This window comes from Sphingomonas sp. GC_Shp_5, assembly GCF_026540855.1.
In the GTDB taxonomy this organism is placed as follows: domain Bacteria; phylum Pseudomonadota; class Alphaproteobacteria; order Sphingomonadales; family Sphingomonadaceae; genus Sphingomonas.
Map to the genome: position 1 here is coordinate 1 of NZ_JALNUP010000006.1, position 22,518 is coordinate 22,518.

Genomic DNA, 22,518 nt, shown 5'->3' on the forward strand with positions numbered 1-22,518 from the left:
AGACTTGGTCCTTGTGAGCCACCCTGCCCCGCCTCGTGACGGCGCTGCGCAGCGGGGAGCATCGTTCAGGCGGAGAGAATAACAGTGGCTGGCGCGGAGGACGCAGAGTTGCCGCATGCTGATATAGCATGCGGCAGGCCAGCGGCGGCTGGCTATCGTAGCCGCCCTCCCTCGGTTCACGTCTTCTCCGCGCCTCTGCGCGAAAACACCCTTCTTGCTGATGGCGTCGGAGGATCGCGTCAGTTGGGTGGCGATGTCAGATGGATCGTGCCGGAAGGCCGGCAGCGGGGGAGAGACCGACAAGGCCTCGATCCCCCGCGCCGACATCGTGCCGGTTGCCGGTCGTACCGGCGGCTCCGCTCCGTATGATTATCTACGGCGCGACGAAGGCAGCCATTGCCTAGCGCCTCGCGCGGACAAAAAAAAGGCCGGTCAGAGACCGGCCGAAAAGTTTTAGGAGAGGATGCCTGAAAGGCGGGTTCCTTTTGCGTCGCAGCATGGATCGACGCAAGTGCAAAAAGCGCAACCGTCATTTCGTTAACTGCATTCGCGCTTTCGCTTCCACGTTCGCCCGCCGTTAGACCCGCGCTTGCCAAGCCGTGTCCCTGTGCCTAGCCCCGGCTTCATCACCCGGCGGCCGCCATGATCACGAGTAAGCCCATGCGTTTCGTTTCGTCTTTCGCCAGCTTCGCCCTCATTGCCGCCAGCGCCCCGGCCCCAGCGGCTACTGCCGCCCCCGCGCATGGCGGTGGGCTGGTCCGGGTCCGGTTCACCACCTCCGAAGGGCCGGTCGTGATCGCGGTCGATACCCGCCACGCCCCCAAGACCAGCGCCAACTTCCTCGCCTATGTTGATGATGGCCGGTTCAACGGCGTCACCTTCTATCGCTCGGCGCGCAGCCGCAACGAACAGACCAAGGGCTTCGTCCAGGGCGGGATCCGCACCGACGCGCGGCGGATCCTGCCGCCCTTCCCGCTCGAGACCACCGCGATGACCGGGCTGCATCATCTCGACGGCACCATCTCGATGGCGCGCCGCGCCGAGGCGGGATCGGCCGGGGGCAACTTCTTCATCACCGTCGGTCCGATGCCGACGATGGACGCCCATCCCGGCTCGCCCGGTTATGCCGCGTTCGGCCATGTCGTCAGCGGCATGCCGACCATCCACCGCATCCTTGCCAAGCCGACCGGTGGGGGCATGGGTGGGCAATTGCTGCTCCACCCGGTGCAGCTGGTCAGCGCGGTGCGGCTCGACGGCAAGCCGCGGCCGACGGGCATGGTCAAGCCGTGGCTGATGAAGACGCATTCGTAAGGCTGGCGGACGATGCATGCGCGGCTTCCGGCTCGTCTCAATCATAAGGGCCCAGCCTGCGCTGGGATGACGATCCGAGGTGAACGACCATTTACGTCGTTGGACGCCTGCCCAGCCGTCGGCTAACGCGCCGCGATGCCACGCGACACCTTTGATGCCATCATCCTCGGCGCCGGTGCGGCCGGGCTGATGGCCGCCGCGGTTGCCGGGCAGCGCGGGCGGCGCGTGCTGCTGGTCGATCATGCCGACGAGCCCGGCAAGAAGATCCTGATCTCGGGCGGCGGCCGCTGCAACTTCACCAACCTCCACACCCAGGCCGACCGCTATCTGTCGGCCAACCCGCATTTCGCCAAGTCGGCGCTCGGCCGCTACACCGCCGCCGACTTCGTCGCGCTGGTCGAGCGCCACGGCATCGCCTGGCACGAGAAGACGCTGGGCCAGTTGTTCTGCGACGGCTCGGCGCGCCAGATCGTCGCGATGCTGCTCGACGAGTGCCGTGCCGGCGCGGTCGAGATCGCGCTCGGCCAGCCGCTCGGCGAGGTCGCGCATGACGGCAACGAGTACCGCGTCGCGATCGGCGCGCGGCAGGCGAGCGCGCCGCGCCTCGTGATCGCCACCGGCGGACCATCGATCCCCAAGATGAGCGCGACCGGCCTTGCCTATGATCTCGCCCGCCGCTTTGGGCTCAAGGTGGTCGAGCCGCGCCCGGCGCTGGTGCCGCTCACCCTGGGGGGCGAGGAGACCTTGTTCCGCGAACTATCCGGCGTCGCCGCCGAGGTGGTGGCGCGGGTCGGCAAGATCGCGTTCCGCGAGGCGGCCTTGTTCACCCATCGCGGCCTGTCCGGCCCGGCGATCCTGCAGATCTCCTCTTACTGGCGTCACGGCCAGCCGATCGCGGTCGATTTCGTCCCCGATGCCGCGCCCGACTGGCTCGCCGCCGCCAAGCGCAGCCAGCCGCGCACCACGGTGCGCCGCGCGCTCGCCGCCCGCCTGCCCGATCGCCTTGCCGAGGTGCTGGCCGATCGGCTCGGTCTCGCCGGCGAGCTCGCCAACCTCGCCGATCGCCGGCTCGACGAGGCGGCGCGCCGGTTGGGCGGTTGGGCGTTCAACCCCAATGGCAGCGAGGGCTTTGCCAAGGCCGAGGTTACCGCCGGCGGGATCAGCACCGCCGAGTTCTCGTCGCAGACGCTCGAGGCGCGGCGGGTACCCGGGCTGTATGCGATCGGCGAGGCGGTCGACGTCACCGGTTGGCTCGGCGGCTATAACTTCCAATGGGCCTGGGCGAGCGGCTGGGCGGTGGGCCAGGTGCTGTAGCGATGACGATCCCAACCCGCCTGTTCGCGCCGCTGCTCGCCGGCGCCACGTTGCGCGACCGCGTCGTCGCCGGCCTCGCCGCCGGCATCGGCATCGCGCTCACCAGCCTCGTCTCGAGCTGGCTGCTCGGCTGGAGCAGCTTGCCGCTGCTGGTCGCGCCGGTCGGCGCCTCGGCGGTGCTGCTGTTCGCGGTGCCGGCGAGCCCGCTTGCCCAGCCCTGGCCGCTGCTCGGCGGCAATGTCGTCTCGGCGCTGGTCGGCGTGACGATCGCGCAGCTGCTTGGCCATGGCCCGCTGGCCGCAGGCGCCGCGGTCGGCGCGGCCATCGTAGGGATGGCGCTGTGCCGCTGCCTCCACCCACCCGGTGGCGCTGCGGCGCTGACCGCGGTGATCGGCGGCCCGGCGGTGACCGCGGCGGGGTTCGTCTTCCCGTTCGCGCCGGTCGCGGTCAATTCGCTGCTGCTGCTGGGCACCGGTTGGGCGTTCCACCGCGTCTCGGGCCACCGCTACCCGCACCGCGCCGGGCCGCCGGTCGCCGCGCCCGGCCTGCTCCGCGCCGACATCTACCGCGCGCTCGCCGAGGCGCATGAGAGCTTCGACATCGCCCCCGAGGATCTCGAACAGCTACTCCAGCGCGCCGAGCGTCACGCTGAAACCCGTCGAGGCCAGCGGCCCGCCTGAGCCACCGCCCCGCGGCGGGACGGCGTGCCCCTATCGTTCGGGCCCCCTTGCTGCTATGGCACCGGTATCCCATTTAGGACCTTCATGCCTTTTTCATCGCTTCCCCCGCTTCTCGCCGAGGCGCTCACCGCGCGCGGCTATGCCGCCCCGACACCCGTCCAGGCCGCCGTCATCGAGCCTGAGGCCGCCGGGCGCGACCTCGTCGTCTCCGCCCAGACCGGCTCGGGCAAGACCGTCGCCTTCGGCCTCGCCATGGCCGGCGAGCTGATGCCCGAGGGCGCGCTGCCGCCCCCGGCGCAGCCGCTCGCCTTGATCATCGCCCCCACCCGCGAGCTCGCGCTCCAGGTTAGCCGCGAGCTGATGTGGCTGTACAAGGAGGCGCATGCCCGCATCGCCACCTGCGTCGGCGGCATGGACGCCTCCAAGGAGCGCCGCTCGCTCAGCCATGGCGCGCATATCGTCGTCGGCACCCCCGGGCGGCTGCGCGACCATCTCGAGCGCGGCGCGCTCGACCTGTCCAACCTCAAGGTCGCCGTCCTCGACGAGGCCGACGAGATGCTCGACATGGGCTTCCGCGAGGACCTCGAGCAGATCCTCGACGCCTCGCCCACCGAGCGGCGCACGCTGATGTTCTCGGCGACGATGCCCAAGCCGATCGTCGCCCTCGCCAAGCGTTACCAGCGCGACGCGCTGCGCATCTCCACCGTCGGCGAGGACCGCGGCCATGGCGACATCGCCTATCAGGCCGTCACCGTCGCCCCTGCGGATATCGAGCATGCGGTGATCAACCTGCTGCGCTTCCACGAGGCGGAGACGGCGATGCTGTTCTGCGCCACCCGCGACAACGTCCGCCACCTCCATGCCAGCCTGGTTGAGCGGGGCTTCGCCGCGGTTGCCTTGTCCGGCGAGCACAGCCAGAACGAGCGCAACCAGGCGCTCCAGGCATTGCGCGATCGCCGCGCCCGCGTCTGCGTCGCCACCGACGTCGCCGCGCGCGGCATCGATCTGCCCAGCCTCAGCCTCGTCGTCCATGTCGAGATGCCGCGCGACGCCGAGACGCTGCAGCACCGCTCGGGCCGCACCGGCCGCGCCGGCAAGAAGGGCACCGCGGTGCTCATCGTGCCCTACCCGCGCCGCCGCCGTGTCGACATGATGCTGAAGCAGGCCAAGATCGCCTGCGAGTGGATCCCCGCCCCCTCGGCGGACGACATCCGCGCGCAGGATCGCGAGCGGCTGATCACCACCTTGCTCGCGCCGATCGAGTTCGACGACGAGGATCGCGAGCTCGCCACGCGCCTGATCGCCGAGAAGAGCCCCGAAGACATCGCCGCCGCGCTGGTCCATGCCCATCGCAGCGTGATGCCGCAGGCCGAGGACCTGCTCGATTCGTCGTCGGCCGCCCCGCAGTCGACCGATCGTACCCTCAATGGGCCTGGGGGCCATCGCCCCGGCTTCGACGACACCGTCTGGTTCCAGATGGACATCGGTCGCCGCCAGAACGCCGACCCGCGCTGGTTGCTGCCGCTGATCTGCCGCCGCGGCCACATCACCAAGGCGGAGATCGGCGCGATCCGCATCAACCCCAACGACACGCTGTTCGAGGTGCCGCGCGCGGTTGCCGATCGCGTGCTCGCCTCGGTCAAGCGCACCGCCAACCCGGAGAATGACGAGGGCAGCCTCCAGATCATCCCGTTCACCGGCAACCCCCGCGAGGGCCGCGCGCCCCGCGGCGACGGTGACGGCCCGGCCCGCGCCCCGCGCGCGCCGCGTGACAACGCCGGCCGCCCGCCGCGCAGCAACGGCCCCGCCGGCGGCCCGCCGCGCCACCAGGCCAAGCCGTACAAGCCGCGCGGTCCCCGCCCCTGATCCCCGCGGCGCGATCCGTCACCCCGGCGCGAGCCGGGTTCTCGAGCGGCGCTGTCGGGGCATCGGCCTCACCGCACCCCGGCGGTCGCCGGGGTGACGGCGCGACGCAAAGGCCGGGATAGGCCGCCGCATGACTGACCCCGCCCCAACGCCCGTCACCGGCGGCGTCCGCATCCTGGTCGATGCCGACGCCTGCCCGGTCAAGGACGAGATCTACAAGGTCGCCTGGCGCCGCGCGGTGCCGGTGACGATCGTCAGCAACAGCCACTTCCGCATCCCCGCCCACCCGCTGATCGGCCGCGTCGTGGTGAGCGACGGCTTCGACGCCGCCGATGACTGGATCGCTGAGGCTGCCGACGCGCGCGCGGTGGTGATCACCGCCGATATCCTCCTTGCGGACCGCTGCCTCAAGGCCGGCGCCACGGTGCTCGCCCCCACCGGCAAGCCCTTCACCCCCGCCTCGATCGGCGGCGCCATCGCCACCCGCGCGATCATGGCCGACCTGCGCGCCGGCGGCGACCAGCTCGGCGGCCCGCGCCCGTTCGCCGCCGCCGACCGCAGCCGCTTCCTCCAGGCGCTCGACACCGCGCTCGCCAAGCTCCAGCGCTGATTTCCTTGCCCGGCGGGCAGCGGCGCGCACGTCGCGCTGCGCCACGCATCGCCGCCAAGGCCGCAAAGCTCATGCAAATAGCGCTGTCCTACAGCGAACCATATGGGTTAGCTCTGCGACTCATGAAGAACCTCACCCCCACCCCGCCCGAGCAGCGACCCGCGCCGGCTTCCTTCACCCCGGTGCCGCGGTTGCGTGACCGCCATGACGGCTGGACGCCCGAGCGCCAGCGCGCCTTCATCGCCGCGCTCGCCGACACCGGCTCGGTGCGCACCGCGGCCAACATGGTCAACATGTCGCCGGAGAGCGCCTATGCGCTGCGCCGCCACCCGGCGGCGGCGAGCCTGCGCGCGGCGTGGCAGGCGGCGCAGGGCATGGGGGTGCTCCGGATCAAGGACGAGGCGTTCGAGCGCGCGCTCAACGGCCAGCTCGTTCCCGTCTTCTGCGCCGGCAAGCTGATGGGCTATCGCCGCAAGAAGAATGACCGGCTGCTGATGTTCATCCTGCGCCATTATGGCGCGACGCCCGAGCAGCCTCGCCACACCATCCGCCACATCACCGCGCGCGCCAGCGCCGCGGCGATCGCCACCACCGGTGACGATGCCGCCACCCCGCTCCAACCGCTCGCTACCACCACCGGCGGCGACCAGCCTGCCCTCGCTGCCGGCATGGCTATGGCCGGCACCAACATCTCTCGGACCGCTGCCGCGGCGGCCCAGGCCACCATCACCACCGCCGCAGCGGGCGATGCGGCAGACGACGCCGACAGCCACGCCGCCACGCTTGCCGCCTTCGCCGGCGTGCCGCTCGACGCCGCCGCGCGCGCCGAGGTCCTCGCCGCGCTCGCCGCCAACGCGGTCCGCGCCGCCGAGACCCTGCCCGAGGACAACCCCGACGTCGCCTTCGTTCACCGCGGCGATGCCGAGGGCGAGTTCATCGGCGAATTCGTCGGCGACACCGACGACGAGCTCGACGACGAGGCCGAGCTCTTCAACCCCGGCGAACCCGGCTGGCGCGCCCTCGCCGACCCCGCCCGCCTAGACGCCATCGACGCGGCCGCCGCCCGCGTCCGCGCCGCTAAGGAGAGCGGCGAATGGGAGCGCCTGCCGGTACCGACCCCCGCGCCGCTGCTGAGCGTGGAGGAGCGTCAGGCGATGATGGCGAAGGCGGAGAAGCCGTATGATCCGGCTGATTGGGAGTGAGGGCAGTTGATGCTCGCTACGAAGCACAATTAGGTTGCTGCCAACAAATAGCACAGACGATGATGTTTACCGACGTGTTCGCGTTCGAGCCGCTGCGACGAACCGAGTCACTTGCACGCTGAGCCGAGACGTGCCGTCGCCACGTTGAATTGAGTTTTAATGTTGGCCTTTTACAGTGTTCTCCGGCGGGATGCGCTGGAACACCCCTCAGCCTGATCGCTTCGCGCGTGAAGGCAGCTGCACGGAAGGTTGCCCGTAGGATGGTGGCCTATCGCCCGTGAGGTGGACCGAGGGCCAGGGCCCGCCACTCTTCTTCAATAGCCAAACATTTCAAACAGCGGTTCATCATTTTGAGGGATCTGAGCTTGATGTGGAAAGGGCAAGCGCAAGAGCCCATAGCCCGCGGGATCTCTCTTGCCTTTAGCGATGGCAGTACGCGCCTTAAGTTCCTGTACCGACGTCAGCGAATAGTTTGCCTGCAGCGAGTCAGACGCCTGAAAGAACGAGCTAGCCACAATGTCGACCAACTGAAGGCCAGCTATCTTACTGTCCGGCATAACCTCACAGTATTTGGTCTGCAGTACACCCGGAACAACCTCCCTAGCCTTGAGAAAGGTTGTTTTAGCCTCAGCTTGCATGACAAGCGTATCTAGATAGCCATAAAGATGGCTATAGTCATGGCCACCTCTCTTTGAGAACACAACCTTGGCGACCTCTGACTGCCCTGATAACCTTAATGATCTCCTGCTGCACCAGTCCGAGACGCGTTCCAGCAGCAGACGAAGACACCAGTTGTAGAACTCTCCGCGCCCAAAGCCATTTCCGATGCGAGTATTCTGATAGCCCCGCATATTGGTTTTGTGCGACGCCACAGTAAACAGCCGTACCTCTTTGCGCGCAAGCATTCGCGCCACTCGCACTTGGTTAGAGGTCGAAAGATTTCTATAATGAAGCCGTTCAAGTGCCGGCTTCCGAACGGCGTCTCGCATGTCCGCCGCCCACCCCGGAACGTCGCCATCCCTCGCGCTGCTAACGACCATTGCAGAAAGGACGAACCATTCAGAAGCCTTTGCGAGAGCGTTTGGATCCTTCTGTTTGATCCCGGGATCGCCAGCCTCGTCGATGTATACTACGTACCCTATTTGTGTGGGAAGCATGCGAAGATCATTGAACAGACCACGCACAGAGTCTAGCCTCATCAAGCTGTTCAGGACGCCGACCATCCAAGCACATGGCATACCCTGGACTGACCACACCGTGGTCAATGTTGCAAAAGGGTCCTAGATGAGGACAGATCGACCCTAACCCTACCGTCTAAGTCGAGGACGATCTATAATTTTGCTCGCGTGACTCGCATCCGGCATATTCCCAGAGAGGAGCCGATGATGGGCATCGTCGAAGGCAAGACCTTTGCGAGCGATCATGGCGTCGTGGTGGAGCTTCCTGCGGAGGTGGCATTCGGCCCCGGCATCGACGTCACCGTCGAGCGTAACGGGGAAGTCATCACCCTCAAGCCGGCGGTGACTGCAGACGACGCCGCCGAGCGGCTAAAGTACTGGCGGACCATGCTGGCCGAACTCGACGCTCTGCCTAGACCGCCGCACGTGCGGCCCCGTGAACGGATCTAGTTCCCGGAACGTCCGCGCCGGTAGATAGGGCCCCTGCCGAACGCCAGCGTAGCCACGACGGTTCGTGATAGTGACGTCTTTGTCTATTGCCTCGCTGAAGCTGAGGTGCTCGCAGTGCTCAAATGGCCTGCCATGTCGCCCGGAACAGATGGTGATCAAGCACGTTTCAGCTGTAGTTGGATAGGAGGGTGAAATGCCTGACAAAAAGACCAGCGACAAAGCCGCGCACTCGGCGTCGGAAGTTTTGAACGACGGCCGCACCGGCAAAGATTCCAAAGCCGCCGCAGGCTCTGCGCTGTCGCAAAAGGAAGGCAGCAAGAAGAAGTAGCGCCGTAGCGACCAGCGTCCGAACAGCCGCCCGCCTCCGGTCCCGTCGCCCCGGACTTGTTCCGGGGTCCACCCCGCCACTCGCGCATGCCGCCGTTGCGGCGCCGTGGATGCCGGACCAAGCCCGGCAGAACGACGGAAGAAGCGCGGCCGCAGCCGCCGCCCCTCAACCCTACCCCTCATCCCCCATCCGCAACGCCGCGATGAACGCTTCCTGCGGAATGCTGACGCTGCCGTACTCACGCATCTTCGCCTTGCCCTTCTTCTGCTTGTCGAGCAGCTTGCGTTTGCGGGTGGCGTCGCCGCCATAGCATTTCGCGGTCACGTCCTTGCGCATCGCGCTGATCGTCTCGCGCGCGATCACCTTGCCGCCGATCGCCGCCTGGATCGGGATCTTGAACAGGTGACGCGGGATCAGCTCTTTCAGCCGCTCGCACATGCCGCGCCCGCGCACCTCGGCGGTGCCGCGGTGGACGATCATCGACAGCGCGTCGACCGGCTCGTCGTTGACGAGGATGCTCATCTTGACCAGGTCGCCCTCGCGATAGCCGATCTGGTAATAGTCGAAGCTCGCATAGCCCTTGGACAGCGATTTGAGCCGGTCGTAGAAGTCGAACACCACCTCGTTGAGCGGCAGCTCATAGGTCGCCTGGGCGCGGCCGCCCACATAAGTGAGGTTCTTCTGGATGCCGCGGCGGTCCTGGCACAGCTTGAGGATCGAGCCGAGATACTCGTCGGGCACGTAGATCGTCGCCTGGATCCACGGCTCGCTGATCATCGCGATCTTGTTGGGGTCGGGCATGTCGGCCGGGTTGTGCAGCTCGATATGGCCGCCATCGTGGCTGAGCTCGATCTCATAGACCACCGAGGGCGCGGTGGTGATCAGGTCGAGGTCATATTCGCGGGTCAGCCGCTCCTGGATGATCTCGAGGTGCAGCAGCCCGAGGAAGCCGCAGCGGAAGCCGAAGCCCAAGGCCGCGCTGGTCTCCATCTCGAACGAGAAGGAGGCGTCGTTGAGCCGCAGCTTGCTGATCGATTCGCGCAGTTTCTCGAAGTCGTTGGCGTCGACCGGGAACAGCCCGCAAAAGACGACCGGCTGGACTTCCTTGAAGCCCTCCAGCGCCTGCGCGGCGGGGCGCTTGGCATCGGTCAGCGTGTCGCCGACCCGCGCCTGCGCGACGTCCTTGATCTGCGCGGTGATGAAGCCGATCTCGCCGGGGCCGAGGTCGGCGAGCTGCTCGATCTTGGGGCGGAAGCAGCCGACACGGTCCACCAGATGGGTGGTGCCGGCGTTCATGAACGCGACCTGCTGGCCCTTCTTGAGCACGCCGTCCATCACGCGGACGAGGATGACGACGCCGAGATAGGGGTCGTACCAGCTGTCGACCAGCATCGCCTTCAGCGGCGCGTCGATGTCGCCGGTCGGCGCCGGGATGCGGGTGACGATCGCCTCGAGGATTTCGGCGATGCCGATCCCCGATTTGGCGCTGGCGAGCACCGCGCCCGAGGCGTCGATGCCGATCACATCCTCGATCTCCTTGCGCACCTGCTCGGGCTCGGCGGCGGGAAGGTCGATCTTGTTGATCACCGGCACGATCTCATGGTCGTGCTCGATCGACTGGTAGACGTTGGCGAGCGTCTGCGCCTCGACGCCCTGCGCGGCGTCGACCACCAGCAGCGCGCCCTCGCAGGCGGCGAGGCTGCGGCTCACTTCATAGGCGAAGTCGACGTGGCCGGGGGTGTCCATCAGGTTGAGCGTATAGGTCTCGCCATCCTTGGCGAGGTACGACAGGCGCACCGTCTGCGCCTTGATGGTAATCCCGCGCTCCTTCTCAATGTCCATGTTATCAAGGACTTGGCTCGACATCTCACGCTCGGTGAGGCCGCCGGTCTGTTGGATCAGCCGGTCGGCCAGGGTCGACTTGCCATGGTCGATATGCGCGATGATAGAGAAGTTACGGATCGTGGAGAGCGGAGTCATGCGCTGCCCCTAGCAGCCCTGCCCGCCGTCGTCATCATGGCCCTCGCCTGTCGCAGCTCAGTCCCGGCTCGAGCGCTCGATCGCGGCAAGGGTGGCGAGATAGCGGGCATGGCCGGTGCCGCTCACCAGCGCCCAGCGCACGCCGCGCCGCTCGAGCTCGGCGCGCGACAGGTCGAAGAAGCGCTGCCGCTCGGCCGCGGTGCCGAACAGCCGGGTGCCGTCCTCCACCCAGGGCAGGTCGATGTCGTAGAGCAGGTAGAGGTCGGCGGTGTTGTGCCAGGTGTCGAACCAGGGGTCGCGCCGGCCGAACATCATCAGCCCCCACACCGCGCTCATCAGCGGGTCGGTGTCGAGGATCACGGGGAAGCGGCCGCGGGCGAGCGCGGCGCGGGTCTTGGCGTCGTGGCCCTTCCCGATCTCGACCAGGTCGGCCATCGTCAGGTCGGTGCCGAACGCCTCGCAATAGGTACGCCCAAACTCGGCGACGCACGGGGTGTCGAAATGCTTGGCGAGCTGCGGCGCGATCGTCGACTTGCCGGTGCTCTCGGGGCCATGCAGGCAGATCGAGCGCGGCGTCATGCGGCGGCGGCGGCCTGACGCCGGCGGGCGCGCATCCAGTCGATCAGCCCGATCACCGAGAGCAGCAGCAGGACGACATACACGCCCGTCGTGAACCACAATTGCTTGGCCGCGTACAGCGGCACCGCGGCGCAATCGACCGCGATCCACAGCCACCAGCTCTCGATCGCGCGGCGCGCCTGCAGCGTCTGCGCAGCGATGCTGGTGATCGCGATCGCCGCATCCCACCACGGGTAAGCGGCATCGGTATAGCGGTGCATCAGCAGCCCCCAGCCGATCGTCGCACCCACGCAGCCGATCGCCCAGCGCGCGCGCGCTGCGGCGGGCAGCCGTTCGACCACCAGCTCGCCGGCGGCGGCGCGGTTGCGGGTCCAACTGGCCCAGCCGTAGATGTTGACCGCGAAGAAGAAGCCCTGGAGCAGCGCGTCGCTGTACAGCCGCGCCTCGGCGAACACGACAGCATAGACCGCCACCGCGGCGAGCGCGAACGGGTAGTTCCACACGCTCCGCCCCGCCACCAGCGCGACGTTGACGATGACCAGCAGGGCGGCAAGCGCTTCAATCCAACTCACGCCCGCGGGCCTAGCATCGCGGCGGCGCGGGTAAAGGCGAAAAGCCCGGTGCTTTTAGGGCTTGATGCGCGCCGGCACTGCGGCTAGGCGCTCCCACCTGCAATGTGTCGGGGCGTGGCGCAGTCTGGTAGCGCACTGGTCTCGGGGTCCAGGGGTCGTAGGTTCGAATCCTATCGCCCCGACCATTGCAGCGTTGGGGCTATGAGGTCCCTTCCCCCCGAACACCCGCTAGTCAGCTAGAGCATCACCGGCGTGTGCACCTCGGCGCGCGGCGCCTTGGGGCTGATCCGCTCCTGCCGGCCGAGCAGTTGCAGGATCGAGACGCGCTCGGCGACGACATGCGCGCGCAGGCTGGCGGCTTGCGCGGTCGCGCGCAGCCGATAGCCCCGCCAGTCATCGAGCGGCCCCGCCGCCGCCGCGGCGCGGGTATAGCTGCGGAAGTCCTCACCGGCGACGATGCAGGCGATCTTCAGCCGTCGCGCCTCCTTGGCGCGCTCGCCGCCGGCAAAGATCGCCGGCTCGAAGATGTCGCGATGCTTGAACAAGGCATATTCCATCAGCAGCCGCGCCATCTCCTGGCGGCGGTCGACCAGCATCGCGGCATCGGCGGCGAAGATGCTCTCCCTGCCGAGCACCGGCGACACCCGCGACAACACCGCGATGATCGCCCGGTAATGGCCGTCGAGCCGTACGGAGACAGAGGGTTCTCGCATGGCCCCGCCATAAGCGGGCCCGAGTTACGGCAACCTCCAGCCCACCCCCCGTACTTCTCGCAGGAGGCGACTCAGCGCCTGAACGCAAACCACAGCATGATGAGGATCGCCAGCACCGCGATCAGCGCGGTGTAGCGCAGCATGTGCGGCACCGCCTGCCGCTGCGGCTCGGCGTTGTTGTTGTCGTGATCGGCCATGGGCAAGCTCCGCTCGCGGAAGATGCGAGGCCGGTTCAACGCACCGCCCGCAACAATGGCCACGGCCTTATGGCGTCAGGCAGCGCGCAATTGCGGTTGGTGACCGAGTACCGCGCCACCGGGCCGCTCGAAATTCTCCGCCGTCGCGAGCAACCGCGCCGCGCTCAGCCTCAGCTCCACCGCCTGTTCGGGAGAGGCGCCATGCTCGGCCTCGTGCAGGCGGATCAGCGCCTCGTTCCGCAATTCATCGACATCCATGCTATCCGCTTAGTCCGATCATCTATCCACGGTGCTCACAGGAATGGTGAAGGCGGACTCAATGATCGTCCTCCCGCCGCCTGTTCACCCGGCGGCATCGATCCACTCGGCTAGGCTCAGCGCGCCGGTTTCGCTGATTTCGGCGCTCATGCTGTTACGCATGATGTCGAGCGCCCAGCGGGTCCGCTCGGGGTGAGAGCCTGCGACGCCGTTGCTGGGGATCCACAGCTCGTACTGCCGCATGTGCGCGTCCGCCGCGGTGAACAGCACGCAGATGTCCGCGGCAATGCCGGTGATGATCAGCCGGCTGACCGCGAGCTGCGGCAGCAGCACCGGCAAATTGGTGGCGTAGAAGCCGGAAAACTGCGGCTTGACGATGAAATAGTCGTTGTCGCGCGGGCGCAGGCGCTCGGTCAACTCATGCCCGGGCCCGCGCTTCGCCAGCGCCGCCTCGACGAGTTTGCCGCGTTCGGCATGCCACTGCCCATCATTGTCGTTGACGTAGATCACCGGCACGCCCGCGGCATCGGCAGCCTCGCGGAGCGTCAGGATCGCCGCCGCGGCCGAGTCGGCCGAGGGTTTCAGCTCGTCGCCTCCCTCAAAGTCGAGGGCATTGATCATGTCGATGATCAGCAGGGCGGTGTGTCCGACGGCGGGAGGGGGCGTGGCATCAGTCATCGCGCGACATTAACGCACCGATCGCAACTCGGCCTTGATCTGCAGCGATTTAGCGGCACAAAAGGGGAACCATGGTCGAGCCAGCCACGATGATCGATGCCGACAGCGATGCGCCGCCGCCGCAACGCAAGGTGATCCACGTCGACATGGATGCCTTTTACGCGAGCGTCGAGCAGCGTGACGATGCCACGCTGCGCGGACGCCCGGTCGCGGTTGGTGGATCGCGCGCACGCGGCGTGGTCGCAGCGGCGAGCTACGAGGCGCGGGCGTTCGGCGTGCGCTCGGCGATGCCGTCGGTCACTGCGCTCAGGCGCTGCCCGGATCTGGTGTTCGTGCCGCCGCGGTTCGAAGTTTATCGCGCGGTGTCGCAACAGATCCGGGCCATCTTCGCAGACTACACCGCGCTGATCGAGCCGCTGTCGCTCGACGAGGCCTATCTCGACGTCAGCGAGGATCGCCACGGCCTCGGCTCGGCGCAGGCGATCGCCGAGCAGATCCGCGCCCGGATCAAGGCCGATACAGGGCTCACCGCGTCCGCTGGCGTGAGCTATAACAAGTTCATCGCCAAGCTCGCCTCGGACCAGAACAAGCCGGATGGCATGTGCGTGATCCCACCGGCCAAGGGCGCGGCCTTCGTCGCCTCGCTGCCGGTAAAGCGGTTCCACGGCGTCGGCCCCGTCACCGCGCAACGCATGGAGCAGCTCGGCATCCTCACCGGCGCCGACCTGCGCGATCGCCCGCGCACCTTTCTCCAGGCGCATTTCGGCTCTTACGCCGATTATTTGTACGCCGCCGCGCGCGGCGAGGATCATCGCCCCGTGCGCGTCAACCGGCCGACCAAGTCGGTGGGCGCCGAGCGGACCTTCGAGACCAACTTGTCCGATCCCGCCGAGCTGCACGCCGCGCTCGACCGCGTCGCCGAAGCCGCCTGGGTGCGGATCGAGCGCAGCGGTGCGCGCGGCCGCACGGTGACGCTAAAGCTGCGCCACGCCGATTTCCGCACCATCACCCGTGCGCGATCGTTGACGGGCGTAGTGGCAAGCCGCGACACCCTGCTCGCGACCGGGATCGAGCTGCTCGACGCACAACTGCCGGTACCCGGCGGCATCCGGCTGCTCGGGCTGACCCTGTCGGGCATCCTTGGCGAGGATCCCGGCGAGGACGAGGATCAGCCTGCCCTGCCGCTGTGAGCGCGGAAGCCGTTCAGCCGGCGTTATAGGATCGCAGCTGGCCCTCGAGCGCCTGGCCGCCGAGCACGATCGCGCCGAGCGGCCCCGCATTGCCGCCAAGCGCGGGCGCGACCACGAAACTGTCCTCGCCGATCTCGGGCAGCGCGATATAGCCTGCCAGGCTCTTGACCATCGCCGCGCGCACCCGCGGGAACAGGTGCGGGTTGCCCACCATCACGCCGCCGCCCATCACGATGCGGCGCGGTACGCCCGTCAGCACCAACGTGTGGCAAAGCTGTCCGAGTGCCTGAACCACACCTTCCCACACCGGGTGATCGGCCGGGATCTCCTCGCCCTTCAGCCCGGTGCGCGCGCCGATAGCGGGGCCGGACGCCAACCCCTCGAGGCATGCGCCGTGGAACGGGCAGACGCCCACCCAATCGTCGCCCGGCTGGCGGACCGGGCGGATGTGGCCGAATTCGGAATGGGTGAGGCCGTCGACCGGCCGACCGCCGGCAATCAGCCCAACGCCAATCCCGGTGCCGACGGTTGCATAGGCGATGTCGCGCAGGCCCTCGGCAGCGCCCCAGCGGGCCTCTGCCAGCGCGGCGCCGACCACATCGGTGTGGAAACCGGTCGGCACCTTGTAGCGCGCCTCCAGTCGCCGGGCGACATCGGTGTCCGCCCAATGCGGCTTGGGCGTGGAGGTGATGAAGCCATAGTGGCCGGCATGGTGATCGATCGAGATCGGGCCGAAACTCGCGATCCCCAGCGCGTCGAACCCGCGCCAGCCATCGAGCACCGCCTCGACCGCCGCGAGCGTCTCGGCCGGCGTGGTCGTCGGCAATTGCACGCGATCCTCGATCTGGTCGGGGCCGCGCGCCAGCAGGCACACGATCTTGGTGCCACCCAGTTCGATCCCCGCCACCAACGGCGGCACACTTATCAACGCATCATCCAGTCGCTCACTATCGTCTCCCGACCGCGCCCACGGGGCACGGCTTCATGCCGTCACCAGCTATTCCGCTGTCCTAGCCGGCGGCGTGCCGGCCGGCCACGCTATTCGACAGTGACCGACTTGGCGAGATTGCGCGGCTGATCGACGTCGGTGCCCTTAGCGACGGCGACATGGTAGGCCAGCAGCTGCACCGGTACCGCATAAACCAGTGGCGCGATCAGCGGGTGAACCTTGGGCATGGTGATGGTGGCAATGCAGCCCTCGCCGGCAGCCTGGATGCCGTCATAGTCGCTGATCAGCACCACCTTGCCACCGCGTGCCATCACTTCCTGCATGTTGCTGATCGTCTTGTCGAACAGTGGGCCAGACGGCGCGATCACGATCACCGGCACATTCTCGTCGATCAGCGCGATCGGGCCATGCTTCATCTCGCCCGCGGCATAGCCCTCGGCGTGAATGTAGCTGATCTCCTTGAGCTTGAGCGCGCCTTCCAGCGCCAGCGGGTAATCGGTGCCGCGACCGAGATACAGCACGTCGCGCGCGCCCGCGATCACGCCCGCCATCTCGGCGATCGCCTCGTCATAGGCGAGCGCGGCGTTGAGCGCCGCCGGCGCCTCGCCGAGATGCTTGACGATCTGCTTCTCCTCGCCGTGCTTGAATTGGCCCTTGGCGCGCGCAAGGTTAGCCGCCAGCGCGGCGAGAACGGCGAGTTGGCAGGTGAAGGCTTTGGTGGAGGCGACGCCGATCTCGGGGCCCGCATGCGTGGGAAGCAGCAAATCCGCCTCGCGAGCCATGCTGCTGGTGGGCACATTGACCACCACCGCGATCGTCTGGCCCTCCGCCTTGGCGTGGCGCAGCGCGGCCAGCGTGTCGGCGGTCTCGCCCGACTGGCTGATAAACAAGGCGAGCCCGCCCGCCTCCATCACCGGCGCGCGATAGCGGAATTCGGAGGCGACATCGAGGTCGACCGGCACACGGGCGAACTGCTCGAACCAATATTTGGCGACCATCCCGGCATAGAAACTGGTGCCGCAGGCGACGATCGTCACCCGCTTGATCTGCGACAGATCGAACTCGGGGATCGGCAGCGTCACCCGATCCTCCATCCGCTGCAGGTAGGAACGCAGCGTCTGCGCGACCACGATCGGCTGCTCGTAGATCTCCTTGAGCATATAGTGCCGATGGTTGCCCTTGGAGATCAGCTCGCCGGTGACGCCGGAAATGGTGATCGCGCGCTCGACGGCGTTGTTGTCGCGATCATAGACCTGCGCGCCATCACGGGTGCAGACCACCCAGTCGCCCTCGTCGAGATAGGCGATGCGCTGGGTGAGCGGTGCCAGCGCGAGCGCATCCGAGCCGAGATAGGTCTCGCCGTCGCCATGGCCGACCACCAGCGGCGAGCCGAGCCGCGCGCCGATCAGCAGATCCGGATGCTTGCGGAACAGGATGGCGAGCGCGAACGCGCCGTGCAGCCGCGGCAACACCTCGCGTACCGCGCCGATCGGATCGAGCCCGGCCTCCACCTTCTCGCTGATCAGATGCGCGACCACCTCGGTATCGGTCTCGCTGGTGAACACCCGACCGCGCGCGATCAGCTCGTCGCGCAAGGATTTGAAATTCTCGATGATGCCGTTGTGGACCACCGCCACCTCGCCGGTGGCGTGCGGATGGGCGTTGTTGGTGGTGGGGCCCCCATGGGTCGCCCAGCGGGTGTGGGCGATGCCGGTGGTGCCGGGCAGCGGGTTGGCGGCAAGCTCGCGCGCAAGATTGACCAGCTTGCCCGAGGCGCGCCGGCGCTCGATCGCGCCATCGTGATCGGTGGCGATGCCGGCCGAATCATAGCCGCGATATTCCAGCCGCTTGAGCCCGTCGAGCAGCCGGTCAGCAACGTCGTCCGTGCCGACGATTCCAACGATTCCACACATTATTTGGCTTCCTTCTTGGCACGCGACGCAGCTTGGAAATGGGTGGCCCAACCCGGCTTCTCGACCTGCGGTGGCCTGACCAGCGCCAGCGCGCCCGGTGCGACATCACGGGTCAGCACCGATCCTGCCGCGACGATCGCGCCATCGCCAACGGTGACCGGCGCCACCAACGCACTGTTCGACCCGATAAAGGCCCCCGCACCGATCACGGTCTTATACTTGAAGAAACCATCGTAATTGCAGGTGATGGTGCCCGCACCGATGTTGGCCCCCGCTCCCACCTCGGCATCGCCGATGTAGCTGAGATGGTTCGCCTTGGCTCCCGCGCCGAGCACCGCTTTCTTGATCTCGACGAAGTTGCCGACCTTCGACGTCGCGCCCAACACCGCGCCGGGCCGCAGCCGGGCGTAAGGCCCCACCTCGGCGGCCGCTCCGATGCTCGCCCCTTCGATGTGGCAGAAGGCACGGATGGTGACCTTATCGGCAACGCTGACGCCGGGCCCGAACACCACATGGGGCTCGATCACCACATCGCGGCCGATCTGCGTGTCATGGGCGAACCACACCGTCTCCGGCGCGATCAGCGTCGCGCCCTCGGCCATCGCCTCGGCGCGGCGGCGGGCCTGCCAGCCGCCTTCCACCACCGCCAGCTCGGCGCGGCTGTTGACGCCGGCGACCTCGTCGGCATGGGTCTCGATCACCCGGGCGAAGCCCCCTTCGGCACCGGCGAGCATGACGATGTCGGGCAGATAATATTCGCCGGCCGCATTGTCGTTGCCGACCTCGCCGAGCAGGCGCCACAGATCGGCGGCGCGCACCGCCATCAGCCCCGAATTGCACAGGGTCTCGGCGCGTTCGTCGGCGCTCGCGTCCTTATACTCGACCATCTTGGCGATCCGCCCGTCGGCACCGGCGATCACCCGGCCATAGGCGCCCGCGTCGGCAGGACGGAAGCCGAGCACCACCGCGGTCGGGGTCGGCTCGGCATGGAGACCGTCGATCATCCGCCGCATCGTCGCCGCGCTGACCAGCGGCACGTCGCCATAGAGGATTAGCACATCGCCGGCGAAGCCTGCCAGCGCATCACGCGCCTGGAGCACGGCATGGCCGGTGCCGAGCTGTTCGGCCTGGAGCGCGGTGTGGATCCCGAGCGGCGCGACTGCCGCCTCCACCTGCTCGCGGCCGGCGCCGGTGACCACCACCACCCGTTCCGGCGACAACGCCGAGACGCTGTTGACGAGGTGGAGCAGCATGGGCCGGCCGGCGATCGGGTGGAGCACCTTGTGGAGATCGGATTTCATCCTGGTGCCCTTGCCGGCGGCGAGGATGATCACTGCGAGAGGTGTCGTCATGCGGCCGGTGACTGCCACGGAAGAGTTGCCATTTCCATAGCATCGGGCCAACCGCGTTGACCTATGACGCAGAATTCATTGCTCCGTTCGCCGTTCGCCATCGTCGGATTCGACCTCGACGGCACGCTGCTCGACACCAGCGGCGACCTTGCCGCCGCGGTCAACCACGCGCTCGCCACGGTCGATCGCGCGCCGCTCGGCGTCGATCAGGTCAAGCCGATGATCGGTGGCGGGGCGCGCCACATGCTGGCGCAGGGCATGGCGGCGACCGGGGGTTGCGACGAGGCGACGCTCGACCTCCTCCACCGTCGGCTGCTCGACTATTACCAGGCCCATATCTCGGTGCTGACCCAGCCCTACCCCGGCGCCTTGGCGGCGCTCGATGCGATCGAGGCGGGCGGCGGCACGGTCGCGATCGTCACCAACAAGCTCGAGGGCCTCGCCCGCACCCTGCTTGGTGACCTCGGCCTGCTTGATCGCTTCGCCTGCGTGATCGGCGGCGACACCATGGGGCCCGGCAACGGCAAACCCTCACCCAAGCCGATCGAGGAAATGATCCGTCGTTGCGGCGGTGGCAGCGCCGCCTTCGTCGGCGATTCGATCTACGACGTCCAGGCCGGCCAGGCGGCGGGGCTGCCGGTGGTGGCATGCAGCTTCGGCTTCCTGATGCAGCCCGTCGCCGAACTCGGCGCCAATGCGGTAATCGACCATTATGACGAATTGCTCCCCACCCTCGAGCGATTGGCCGCCCGATGACGATCTTCCGCTCCGTGCTCTTGTTCCGCGTGCTGCTCGCGCTGGCGCTGATCTTTGCGGTGACGATGGCGCTGGTGCCCCACCCGCCGCACATCCCCGGCAATCCGATCGACAAGGTCCAGCACATGACGGCGTTTGCGACGCTGGCGCTGCTCGCCGCGCTTGCCTTCCCGCTGATGCCGCTCGGGCGGATCGGCGAGCGGCTGTCGTTCATCGGCGCGCTGATCGAGGTGCTGCAGGCGATCCCCGCGCTGCACCGCGATTGCGACATCATGGATTGGATCGCGGACACGGCGGCGATCGCGATCGTGCTGGTGATCGTCGCGCTGGTCAGGCGGCGCCGCGCCGCCATTTGATCCACAGGTGTCGCGCCAGCATCGCCGGCGGCATCCGCAGCCAGTGCGAGCGGATGTAGAAGGCGAGCCGCGTCACCGGCCGGATCGGGCGCCCCCAACCGTCGCGCGCGAGCAGCCGGCGCTGGAACAGCCAGTCGCCGCCGCGCGAGCCCTGCCAACCAGCGGGGATCGGGGTGCCGAACAAGGCGGCGGCCAGGCGCATGGCGCGCATCATGTGGCGCTGCAGGCCATGATGATGTGCGCGCTCGGCGAGCCCGTCGGTGCCATGTTCCTCGACGAGGCAGTGGATGTCCCACAGGTTGCGCAGCCCGCCGGCGAGGTCGCCGTCGGCGAACAGATGCGCGGCGGCATGGACGATCATGTCGTTCGGGCAGAGCACCTTAAGGCCGTTCTCGAGCGGCATGCTCGCCGCGATCAGCGCCGCCGGGTCCGGCCGCACCCGGGCGGTCAGCGGCAGGATGGTATGATGGACGTCGATCATCCGATCGCGCGCGGCATGGATCAGCGGCGGCAGCTCGTGCATCCAGCGCCGATAGTAATCGTCGTCATAGGGATCGGGCTTGACCCATTCCCACCCCGCCGCGAGCAGCGCCGCCTCCACCGCATCGAGCCGGTCGCGCGGCACGAGGATATCGAGATCGCCGATCGAGCGCCCGCGCGCGGCGAGCAGGCCCGCGGCGACGAAGGCGGTTCCTTTCAGGAGGATCACCGAGCAGTCGAGCGGCGCCAGCGCCCGCCGGGCCATCTCGGCCTCCCACAGCGCCGCGCGCCTGCCTTGCGCCGAGGCGGCGCGGGCGTCGGCAAGGATTCCGGCGACCTCCTCGGGTACCGGCAGCGACTCGAGCCGGCGCGCGAGCGTGCCGATCAGCTGCTCGGCACGCGCCATGGTAATCAGCGCGGTCCAGTCGGTGTCGAGCGCAAGGTCGGTCGGCTCCGCCAGCGCCCGGGCGAGCAGCCGCGCATCGGTCACAGCCTTCGCCACAACGCCTCCACCTGGTCGATTGCGGCGGCGCCGTCGGGATAATCGATGGCATGGGCCGACACCGTGCCGACGAGCCTGGTCAGCGCGGAAAAGCCCGCCTCGCCGAGCCCGACATAGTTGGTCGAGGCCTGGGTCAGCCGCACGAACGCCTCGCTTGCCGGCATCGGGCGGGTCGCCGTGGCGGCACCGAAGCGCGGGAACAGCAGCAGCGCCGGACGGGCCGGCAGGTCCATCGCGGAGATCGCAGCGGCATCGGGGACCATGTGGCGGATATCGCCCTTGGGCGTGGCCGCCAGCAGCGGGCCGAACCGGGCGGTGGGCCACGCCGTGTGCGCGGCGGCGATCGCCTGATTCTTGAGGCTGATCAGCCGCGGAAAGGCATGAACCAGCCCGGTGGCGGGATCGATCAAGGCGAATTCGTCACCCATGAACCGCCAGCCCCGCGCGGCGAGCAGCGTCGCCAGGGTCGATTTGCCCGCGCCCGATTCGCCGCTCATCACCAGCGCGAGCCCGTCGCGCTCGACCACCGAGGCGTGGAGCAGCAGATAGCGGCGGCCGCCCAGCGCCAGTTGCAGGTTCATCGCCATCTCGGCCGCGAGCAGGCCGAAGGCGAGCGGCAGCGGCGCGGCATCGGGCAGGGTATAGTCGCCGCCGATCGTGACCGCCGGGCGCAGCCACCTTCGCCACGGCCGGGCCGCGTCCAGCCGCACGGTGAAGTCGGGCACGTCGGGCGCAGGATAGTCGCGGTAGAGATCGTCCAGCAGATCGATCGGGGCCCGCCATGCCGAGCCGATGCGAAAGCCGATCGGCCCGATCCTGACCGCCGTGCTGTATCTCATGCCGCCGACAACAATCCGGCCTCGACCAGCTCGTCGACCCGCGCCGCGAGCGAGGCGATGTCGGCATCGGCGAGCTCATAGTCGTCGCCGAGCCGCTCGAGCAGCGCCTCGATCGACAGCGCCTCGCCGGCGAGGATCGCCAAGATCTCGGGCGCGGGGCTCACCAGCAAATGGGTGATGCCGGACGGCCGGTGGAGGATCGCGGTGAACGCGTCGAGCTCGGCGATCAGCAGCGCGTCGCTCGCCGGCGCGCGATATCGCATCC

At 68.1% G+C, this 22,518-nt stretch carries 25 protein-coding genes and 1 tRNA gene; 12 read left to right on the forward strand and 14 right to left on the reverse strand.

Features of this window, described 5'->3' with window-relative positions; translation table 11 throughout:
• The first annotated feature begins 660 nt into the window (after positions 1-660).
• The 6 genes from OXR60_RS06140 to OXR60_RS06165 all read left to right on the forward strand — a co-directional run bounded on the left by OXR60_RS06140 (position 661) and on the right by OXR60_RS06165 (position 6,983).
• Positions 661-1,311 (forward strand): peptidylprolyl isomerase, encoded by a 651-nt coding sequence (locus tag OXR60_RS06140; protein WP_267394903.1) that lies wholly within the window; start codon positions 661-663, stop codon positions 1,309-1,311.
• 135 nt (positions 1,312-1,446) lie between these two features.
• Complete coding sequence (locus tag OXR60_RS06145; protein ID WP_267394904.1) at positions 1,447-2,625, forward strand: NAD(P)/FAD-dependent oxidoreductase; 1,179 nt, start codon at positions 1,447-1,449, stop codon at positions 2,623-2,625.
• A 2-nt stretch (positions 2,626-2,627) separates the two neighbouring features.
• On the forward strand, positions 2,628-3,305 hold the full coding sequence (locus OXR60_RS06150) for an HPP family protein (protein ID WP_267394905.1): 678 nt from the start codon (positions 2,628-2,630) through the stop codon (positions 3,303-3,305).
• An 84-nt stretch (positions 3,306-3,389) separates the two neighbouring features.
• Positions 3,390-5,171 carry a DEAD/DEAH box helicase gene (locus OXR60_RS06155; protein WP_267394906.1) on the forward strand — a complete coding sequence of 594 codons (1,782 nt, stop codon included), beginning with the start codon at positions 3,390-3,392 and terminating at the stop codon, positions 5,169-5,171.
• 130 nt (positions 5,172-5,301) lie between these two features.
• Positions 5,302-5,781: a YaiI/YqxD family protein gene (locus tag OXR60_RS06160; RefSeq protein WP_267394907.1), complete on the forward strand. Its 480-nt coding sequence runs from the start codon at positions 5,302-5,304 to the stop codon at positions 5,779-5,781.
• A gap of 122 nt (positions 5,782-5,903) precedes the next feature.
• Positions 5,904-6,983, forward strand: coding sequence for a hypothetical protein (locus tag OXR60_RS06165; protein WP_267394908.1), 1,080 nt, complete (start codon positions 5,904-5,906; stop codon positions 6,981-6,983).
• Between the two features lie 314 nt (positions 6,984-7,297).
• Here the strand turns inward: OXR60_RS06165 and OXR60_RS06170 are convergent, their stop codons facing one another.
• Positions 7,298-8,167, reverse strand: a complete 870-nt coding sequence (locus OXR60_RS06170) for a DUF3800 domain-containing protein (protein ID WP_267394909.1) — start codon at positions 8,165-8,167, stop codon at positions 7,298-7,300.
• Between the two features lie 201 nt (positions 8,168-8,368).
• On the opposite strand from OXR60_RS06170, the gene OXR60_RS06175 reads away from it, so the two are divergent.
• Together OXR60_RS06175 and OXR60_RS06180 are read left to right on the forward strand one after the other, a co-directional pair.
• Entirely contained in the window at positions 8,369-8,611 is a 243-nt protein-coding gene (locus tag OXR60_RS06175) for a hypothetical protein (protein WP_267394910.1), read from the forward strand.
• A 193-nt stretch (positions 8,612-8,804) separates the two neighbouring features.
• Entirely contained in the window at positions 8,805-8,939 is a 135-nt protein-coding gene (locus OXR60_RS06180) for a hypothetical protein (protein ID WP_267394911.1), read from the forward strand.
• A gap of 171 nt (positions 8,940-9,110) precedes the next feature.
• On the opposite strand, the gene lepA is transcribed toward OXR60_RS06180, so the two are convergent.
• From lepA to pnuC, 3 genes are read right to left on the reverse strand one after another with little or no spacing between them, the layout of a single operon-like run.
• Positions 9,111-10,919, reverse strand: a complete 1,809-nt coding sequence (gene lepA / locus OXR60_RS06185) for a translation elongation factor 4 (protein ID WP_267394912.1) — start codon at positions 10,917-10,919, stop codon at positions 9,111-9,113.
• 57 nt (positions 10,920-10,976) lie between these two features.
• Positions 10,977-11,498, reverse strand: coding sequence for an ATP-binding protein (locus tag OXR60_RS06190; protein WP_267394913.1), 522 nt, complete (start codon positions 11,496-11,498; stop codon positions 10,977-10,979).
• Positions 11,495-12,070 carry a nicotinamide riboside transporter PnuC gene (gene pnuC / locus OXR60_RS06195; RefSeq protein WP_267394914.1) on the reverse strand — a complete coding sequence of 192 codons (576 nt, stop codon included), beginning with the start codon at positions 12,068-12,070 and terminating at the stop codon, positions 11,495-11,497. Before pnuC ends, OXR60_RS06190 begins: the two co-directional genes overlap by 4 nt.
• A 108-nt stretch (positions 12,071-12,178) precedes the next feature.
• On the opposite strand from pnuC, the gene OXR60_RS06200 reads away from it, so the two are divergent.
• Positions 12,179-12,255, forward strand: a tRNA-Pro gene (locus tag OXR60_RS06200).
• Between the two features lie 51 nt (positions 12,256-12,306).
• Here the strand turns inward: OXR60_RS06200 and OXR60_RS06205 are convergent.
• From OXR60_RS06205 to OXR60_RS06220, 4 genes are all read right to left on the reverse strand, one after another.
• On the reverse strand, positions 12,307-12,783 hold the full coding sequence (locus OXR60_RS06205) for a hypothetical protein (protein WP_267394916.1): 477 nt from the start codon (positions 12,781-12,783) through the stop codon (positions 12,307-12,309).
• Positions 12,784-12,854: 71 nt separating this feature from the next.
• Entirely contained in the window at positions 12,855-12,980 is a 126-nt protein-coding gene (locus OXR60_RS06210; RefSeq protein ID WP_267394917.1) for a hypothetical protein, read from the reverse strand.
• Positions 12,981-13,055: 75 nt separating this feature from the next.
• Positions 13,056-13,238, reverse strand: coding sequence for a hypothetical protein (locus tag OXR60_RS06215; protein WP_267394918.1), 183 nt, complete (start codon positions 13,236-13,238; stop codon positions 13,056-13,058).
• A gap of 84 nt (positions 13,239-13,322) precedes the next feature.
• Positions 13,323-13,916: an isochorismatase family cysteine hydrolase gene (locus OXR60_RS06220; RefSeq protein ID WP_267394920.1), complete on the reverse strand. Its 594-nt coding sequence runs from the start codon at positions 13,914-13,916 to the stop codon at positions 13,323-13,325.
• Between the two features lie 71 nt (positions 13,917-13,987).
• Between OXR60_RS06220 and dinB the strand changes: the two genes are divergently transcribed.
• Entirely contained in the window at positions 13,988-15,106 is a 1,119-nt protein-coding gene (dinB, locus tag OXR60_RS06225) for a DNA polymerase IV (RefSeq protein WP_267394922.1), read from the forward strand.
• A 13-nt stretch (positions 15,107-15,119) separates the two neighbouring features.
• Here the strand turns inward: dinB and OXR60_RS06230 are convergent, their stop codons facing one another.
• From OXR60_RS06230 to glmU, 3 genes are all read right to left on the reverse strand, one after another.
• Positions 15,120-16,034 (reverse strand): ROK family protein, encoded by a 915-nt coding sequence (locus tag OXR60_RS06230; RefSeq protein ID WP_267394924.1) that lies wholly within the window; start codon positions 16,032-16,034, stop codon positions 15,120-15,122.
• A gap of 110 nt (positions 16,035-16,144) precedes the next feature.
• Complete coding sequence (glmS, locus tag OXR60_RS06235; protein ID WP_267394926.1) at positions 16,145-17,968, reverse strand: glutamine--fructose-6-phosphate transaminase (isomerizing); 1,824 nt, start codon at positions 17,966-17,968, stop codon at positions 16,145-16,147.
• Complete coding sequence (glmU, locus tag OXR60_RS06240; RefSeq protein WP_267394928.1) at positions 17,968-19,320, reverse strand: bifunctional UDP-N-acetylglucosamine diphosphorylase/glucosamine-1-phosphate N-acetyltransferase GlmU; 1,353 nt, start codon at positions 19,318-19,320, stop codon at positions 17,968-17,970. Before glmU ends, glmS begins: the two co-directional genes overlap by 1 nt.
• A 63-nt stretch (positions 19,321-19,383) precedes the next feature.
• On the opposite strand from glmU, the gene OXR60_RS06245 reads away from it, so the two are divergent.
• Both OXR60_RS06245 and OXR60_RS06250 read left to right on the forward strand, forming a co-directional pair.
• Positions 19,384-20,076: an HAD-IA family hydrolase gene (locus OXR60_RS06245; RefSeq protein WP_267394930.1), complete on the forward strand. Its 693-nt coding sequence runs from the start codon at positions 19,384-19,386 to the stop codon at positions 20,074-20,076.
• On the forward strand, positions 20,073-20,432 hold the full coding sequence (locus tag OXR60_RS06250) for a hypothetical protein (RefSeq protein ID WP_267394932.1): 360 nt from the start codon (positions 20,073-20,075) through the stop codon (positions 20,430-20,432). The genes OXR60_RS06245 and OXR60_RS06250 overlap by 4 nt, the downstream gene beginning before the upstream one ends.
• Here OXR60_RS06250 and OXR60_RS06255 read toward each other — a convergent pair.
• Genes OXR60_RS06255 through OXR60_RS06265 form a run of 3 tightly spaced genes read right to left on the reverse strand, consistent with a single transcriptional unit; the run spans position 20,407 to position 22,516 of the window.
• Positions 20,407-21,414 carry a nucleotidyltransferase family protein gene (locus OXR60_RS06255; protein ID WP_267394934.1) on the reverse strand — a complete coding sequence of 336 codons (1,008 nt, stop codon included), beginning with the start codon at positions 21,412-21,414 and terminating at the stop codon, positions 20,407-20,409. The two genes, OXR60_RS06250 and OXR60_RS06255, sit on opposite strands and share 26 nt — an antisense overlap.
• Positions 21,399-22,253 carry an HprK-related kinase A gene (locus OXR60_RS06260; protein ID WP_267394936.1) on the reverse strand — a complete coding sequence of 285 codons (855 nt, stop codon included), beginning with the start codon at positions 22,251-22,253 and terminating at the stop codon, positions 21,399-21,401. The genes OXR60_RS06255 and OXR60_RS06260 overlap by 16 nt, the downstream gene beginning before the upstream one ends.
• Entirely contained in the window at positions 22,250-22,516 is a 267-nt protein-coding gene (locus OXR60_RS06265) for an HPr-rel-A system PqqD family peptide chaperone (protein ID WP_267394937.1), read from the reverse strand. Before OXR60_RS06265 ends, OXR60_RS06260 begins: the two co-directional genes overlap by 4 nt.
• Positions 22,517-22,518: the final 2 nt, after the last annotated feature.

Excerpts from the sequence above, each read along its gene's own strand:
- OXR60_RS06190 (WP_267394913.1), bottom strand. The coding sequence starts at position 11,498 with ATGACGCCGCGCTCGATCTGCCTGCATGGCCCCGAGAGCACCGGCAAG.
- OXR60_RS06145 (WP_267394904.1), top strand. The coding sequence starts at position 1,447 with ATGCCACGCGACACCTTTGATGCCATCATCCTCGGCGCCGGTGCGGCC.
- lepA (WP_267394912.1), bottom strand. The coding sequence starts at position 10,919 with ATGACTCCGCTCTCCACGATCCGTAACTTCTCTATCATCGCGCATATC.
- OXR60_RS06220 (WP_267394920.1), bottom strand. The coding sequence starts at position 13,916 with ATGACTGATGCCACGCCCCCTCCCGCCGTCGGACACACCGCCCTGCTG.
- glmU (WP_267394928.1), bottom strand. The coding sequence starts at position 19,320 with ATGACGACACCTCTCGCAGTGATCATCCTCGCCGCCGGCAAGGGCACC.
- OXR60_RS06245 (WP_267394930.1), top strand. The coding sequence starts at position 19,384 with ATGACGCAGAATTCATTGCTCCGTTCGCCGTTCGCCATCGTCGGATTC.
- OXR60_RS06165 (WP_267394908.1), top strand. The coding sequence starts at position 5,904 with ATGAAGAACCTCACCCCCACCCCGCCCGAGCAGCGACCCGCGCCGGCT.
- OXR60_RS06180 (WP_267394911.1), top strand. The coding sequence starts at position 8,805 with ATGCCTGACAAAAAGACCAGCGACAAAGCCGCGCACTCGGCGTCGGAA.
- OXR60_RS06265 (WP_267394937.1), bottom strand. The coding sequence starts at position 22,516 with ATGCGATATCGCGCGCCGGCGAGCGACGCGCTGCTGATCGCCGAGCTC.
- OXR60_RS06260 (WP_267394936.1), bottom strand. The coding sequence starts at position 22,253 with ATGAGATACAGCACGGCGGTCAGGATCGGGCCGATCGGCTTTCGCATC.
- OXR60_RS06175 (WP_267394910.1), top strand. The coding sequence starts at position 8,369 with ATGGGCATCGTCGAAGGCAAGACCTTTGCGAGCGATCATGGCGTCGTG.
- OXR60_RS06215 (WP_267394918.1), bottom strand. The coding sequence starts at position 13,238 with ATGGATGTCGATGAATTGCGGAACGAGGCGCTGATCCGCCTGCACGAG.
- OXR60_RS06160 (WP_267394907.1), top strand. The coding sequence starts at position 5,302 with ATGACTGACCCCGCCCCAACGCCCGTCACCGGCGGCGTCCGCATCCTG.
- OXR60_RS06155 (WP_267394906.1), top strand. The coding sequence starts at position 3,390 with ATGCCTTTTTCATCGCTTCCCCCGCTTCTCGCCGAGGCGCTCACCGCG.
- OXR60_RS06140 (WP_267394903.1), top strand. The coding sequence starts at position 661 with ATGCGTTTCGTTTCGTCTTTCGCCAGCTTCGCCCTCATTGCCGCCAGC.
- OXR60_RS06250 (WP_267394932.1), top strand. The coding sequence starts at position 20,073 with ATGACGATCTTCCGCTCCGTGCTCTTGTTCCGCGTGCTGCTCGCGCTG.
- OXR60_RS06205 (WP_267394916.1), bottom strand. The coding sequence starts at position 12,783 with ATGCGAGAACCCTCTGTCTCCGTACGGCTCGACGGCCATTACCGGGCG.
- glmS (WP_267394926.1), bottom strand. The coding sequence starts at position 17,968 with ATGTGTGGAATCGTTGGAATCGTCGGCACGGACGACGTTGCTGACCGG.
- OXR60_RS06210 (WP_267394917.1), bottom strand. The coding sequence starts at position 12,980 with ATGGCCGATCACGACAACAACAACGCCGAGCCGCAGCGGCAGGCGGTG.
- OXR60_RS06150 (WP_267394905.1), top strand. The coding sequence starts at position 2,628 with ATGACGATCCCAACCCGCCTGTTCGCGCCGCTGCTCGCCGGCGCCACG.
- dinB (WP_267394922.1), top strand. The coding sequence starts at position 13,988 with ATGGTCGAGCCAGCCACGATGATCGATGCCGACAGCGATGCGCCGCCG.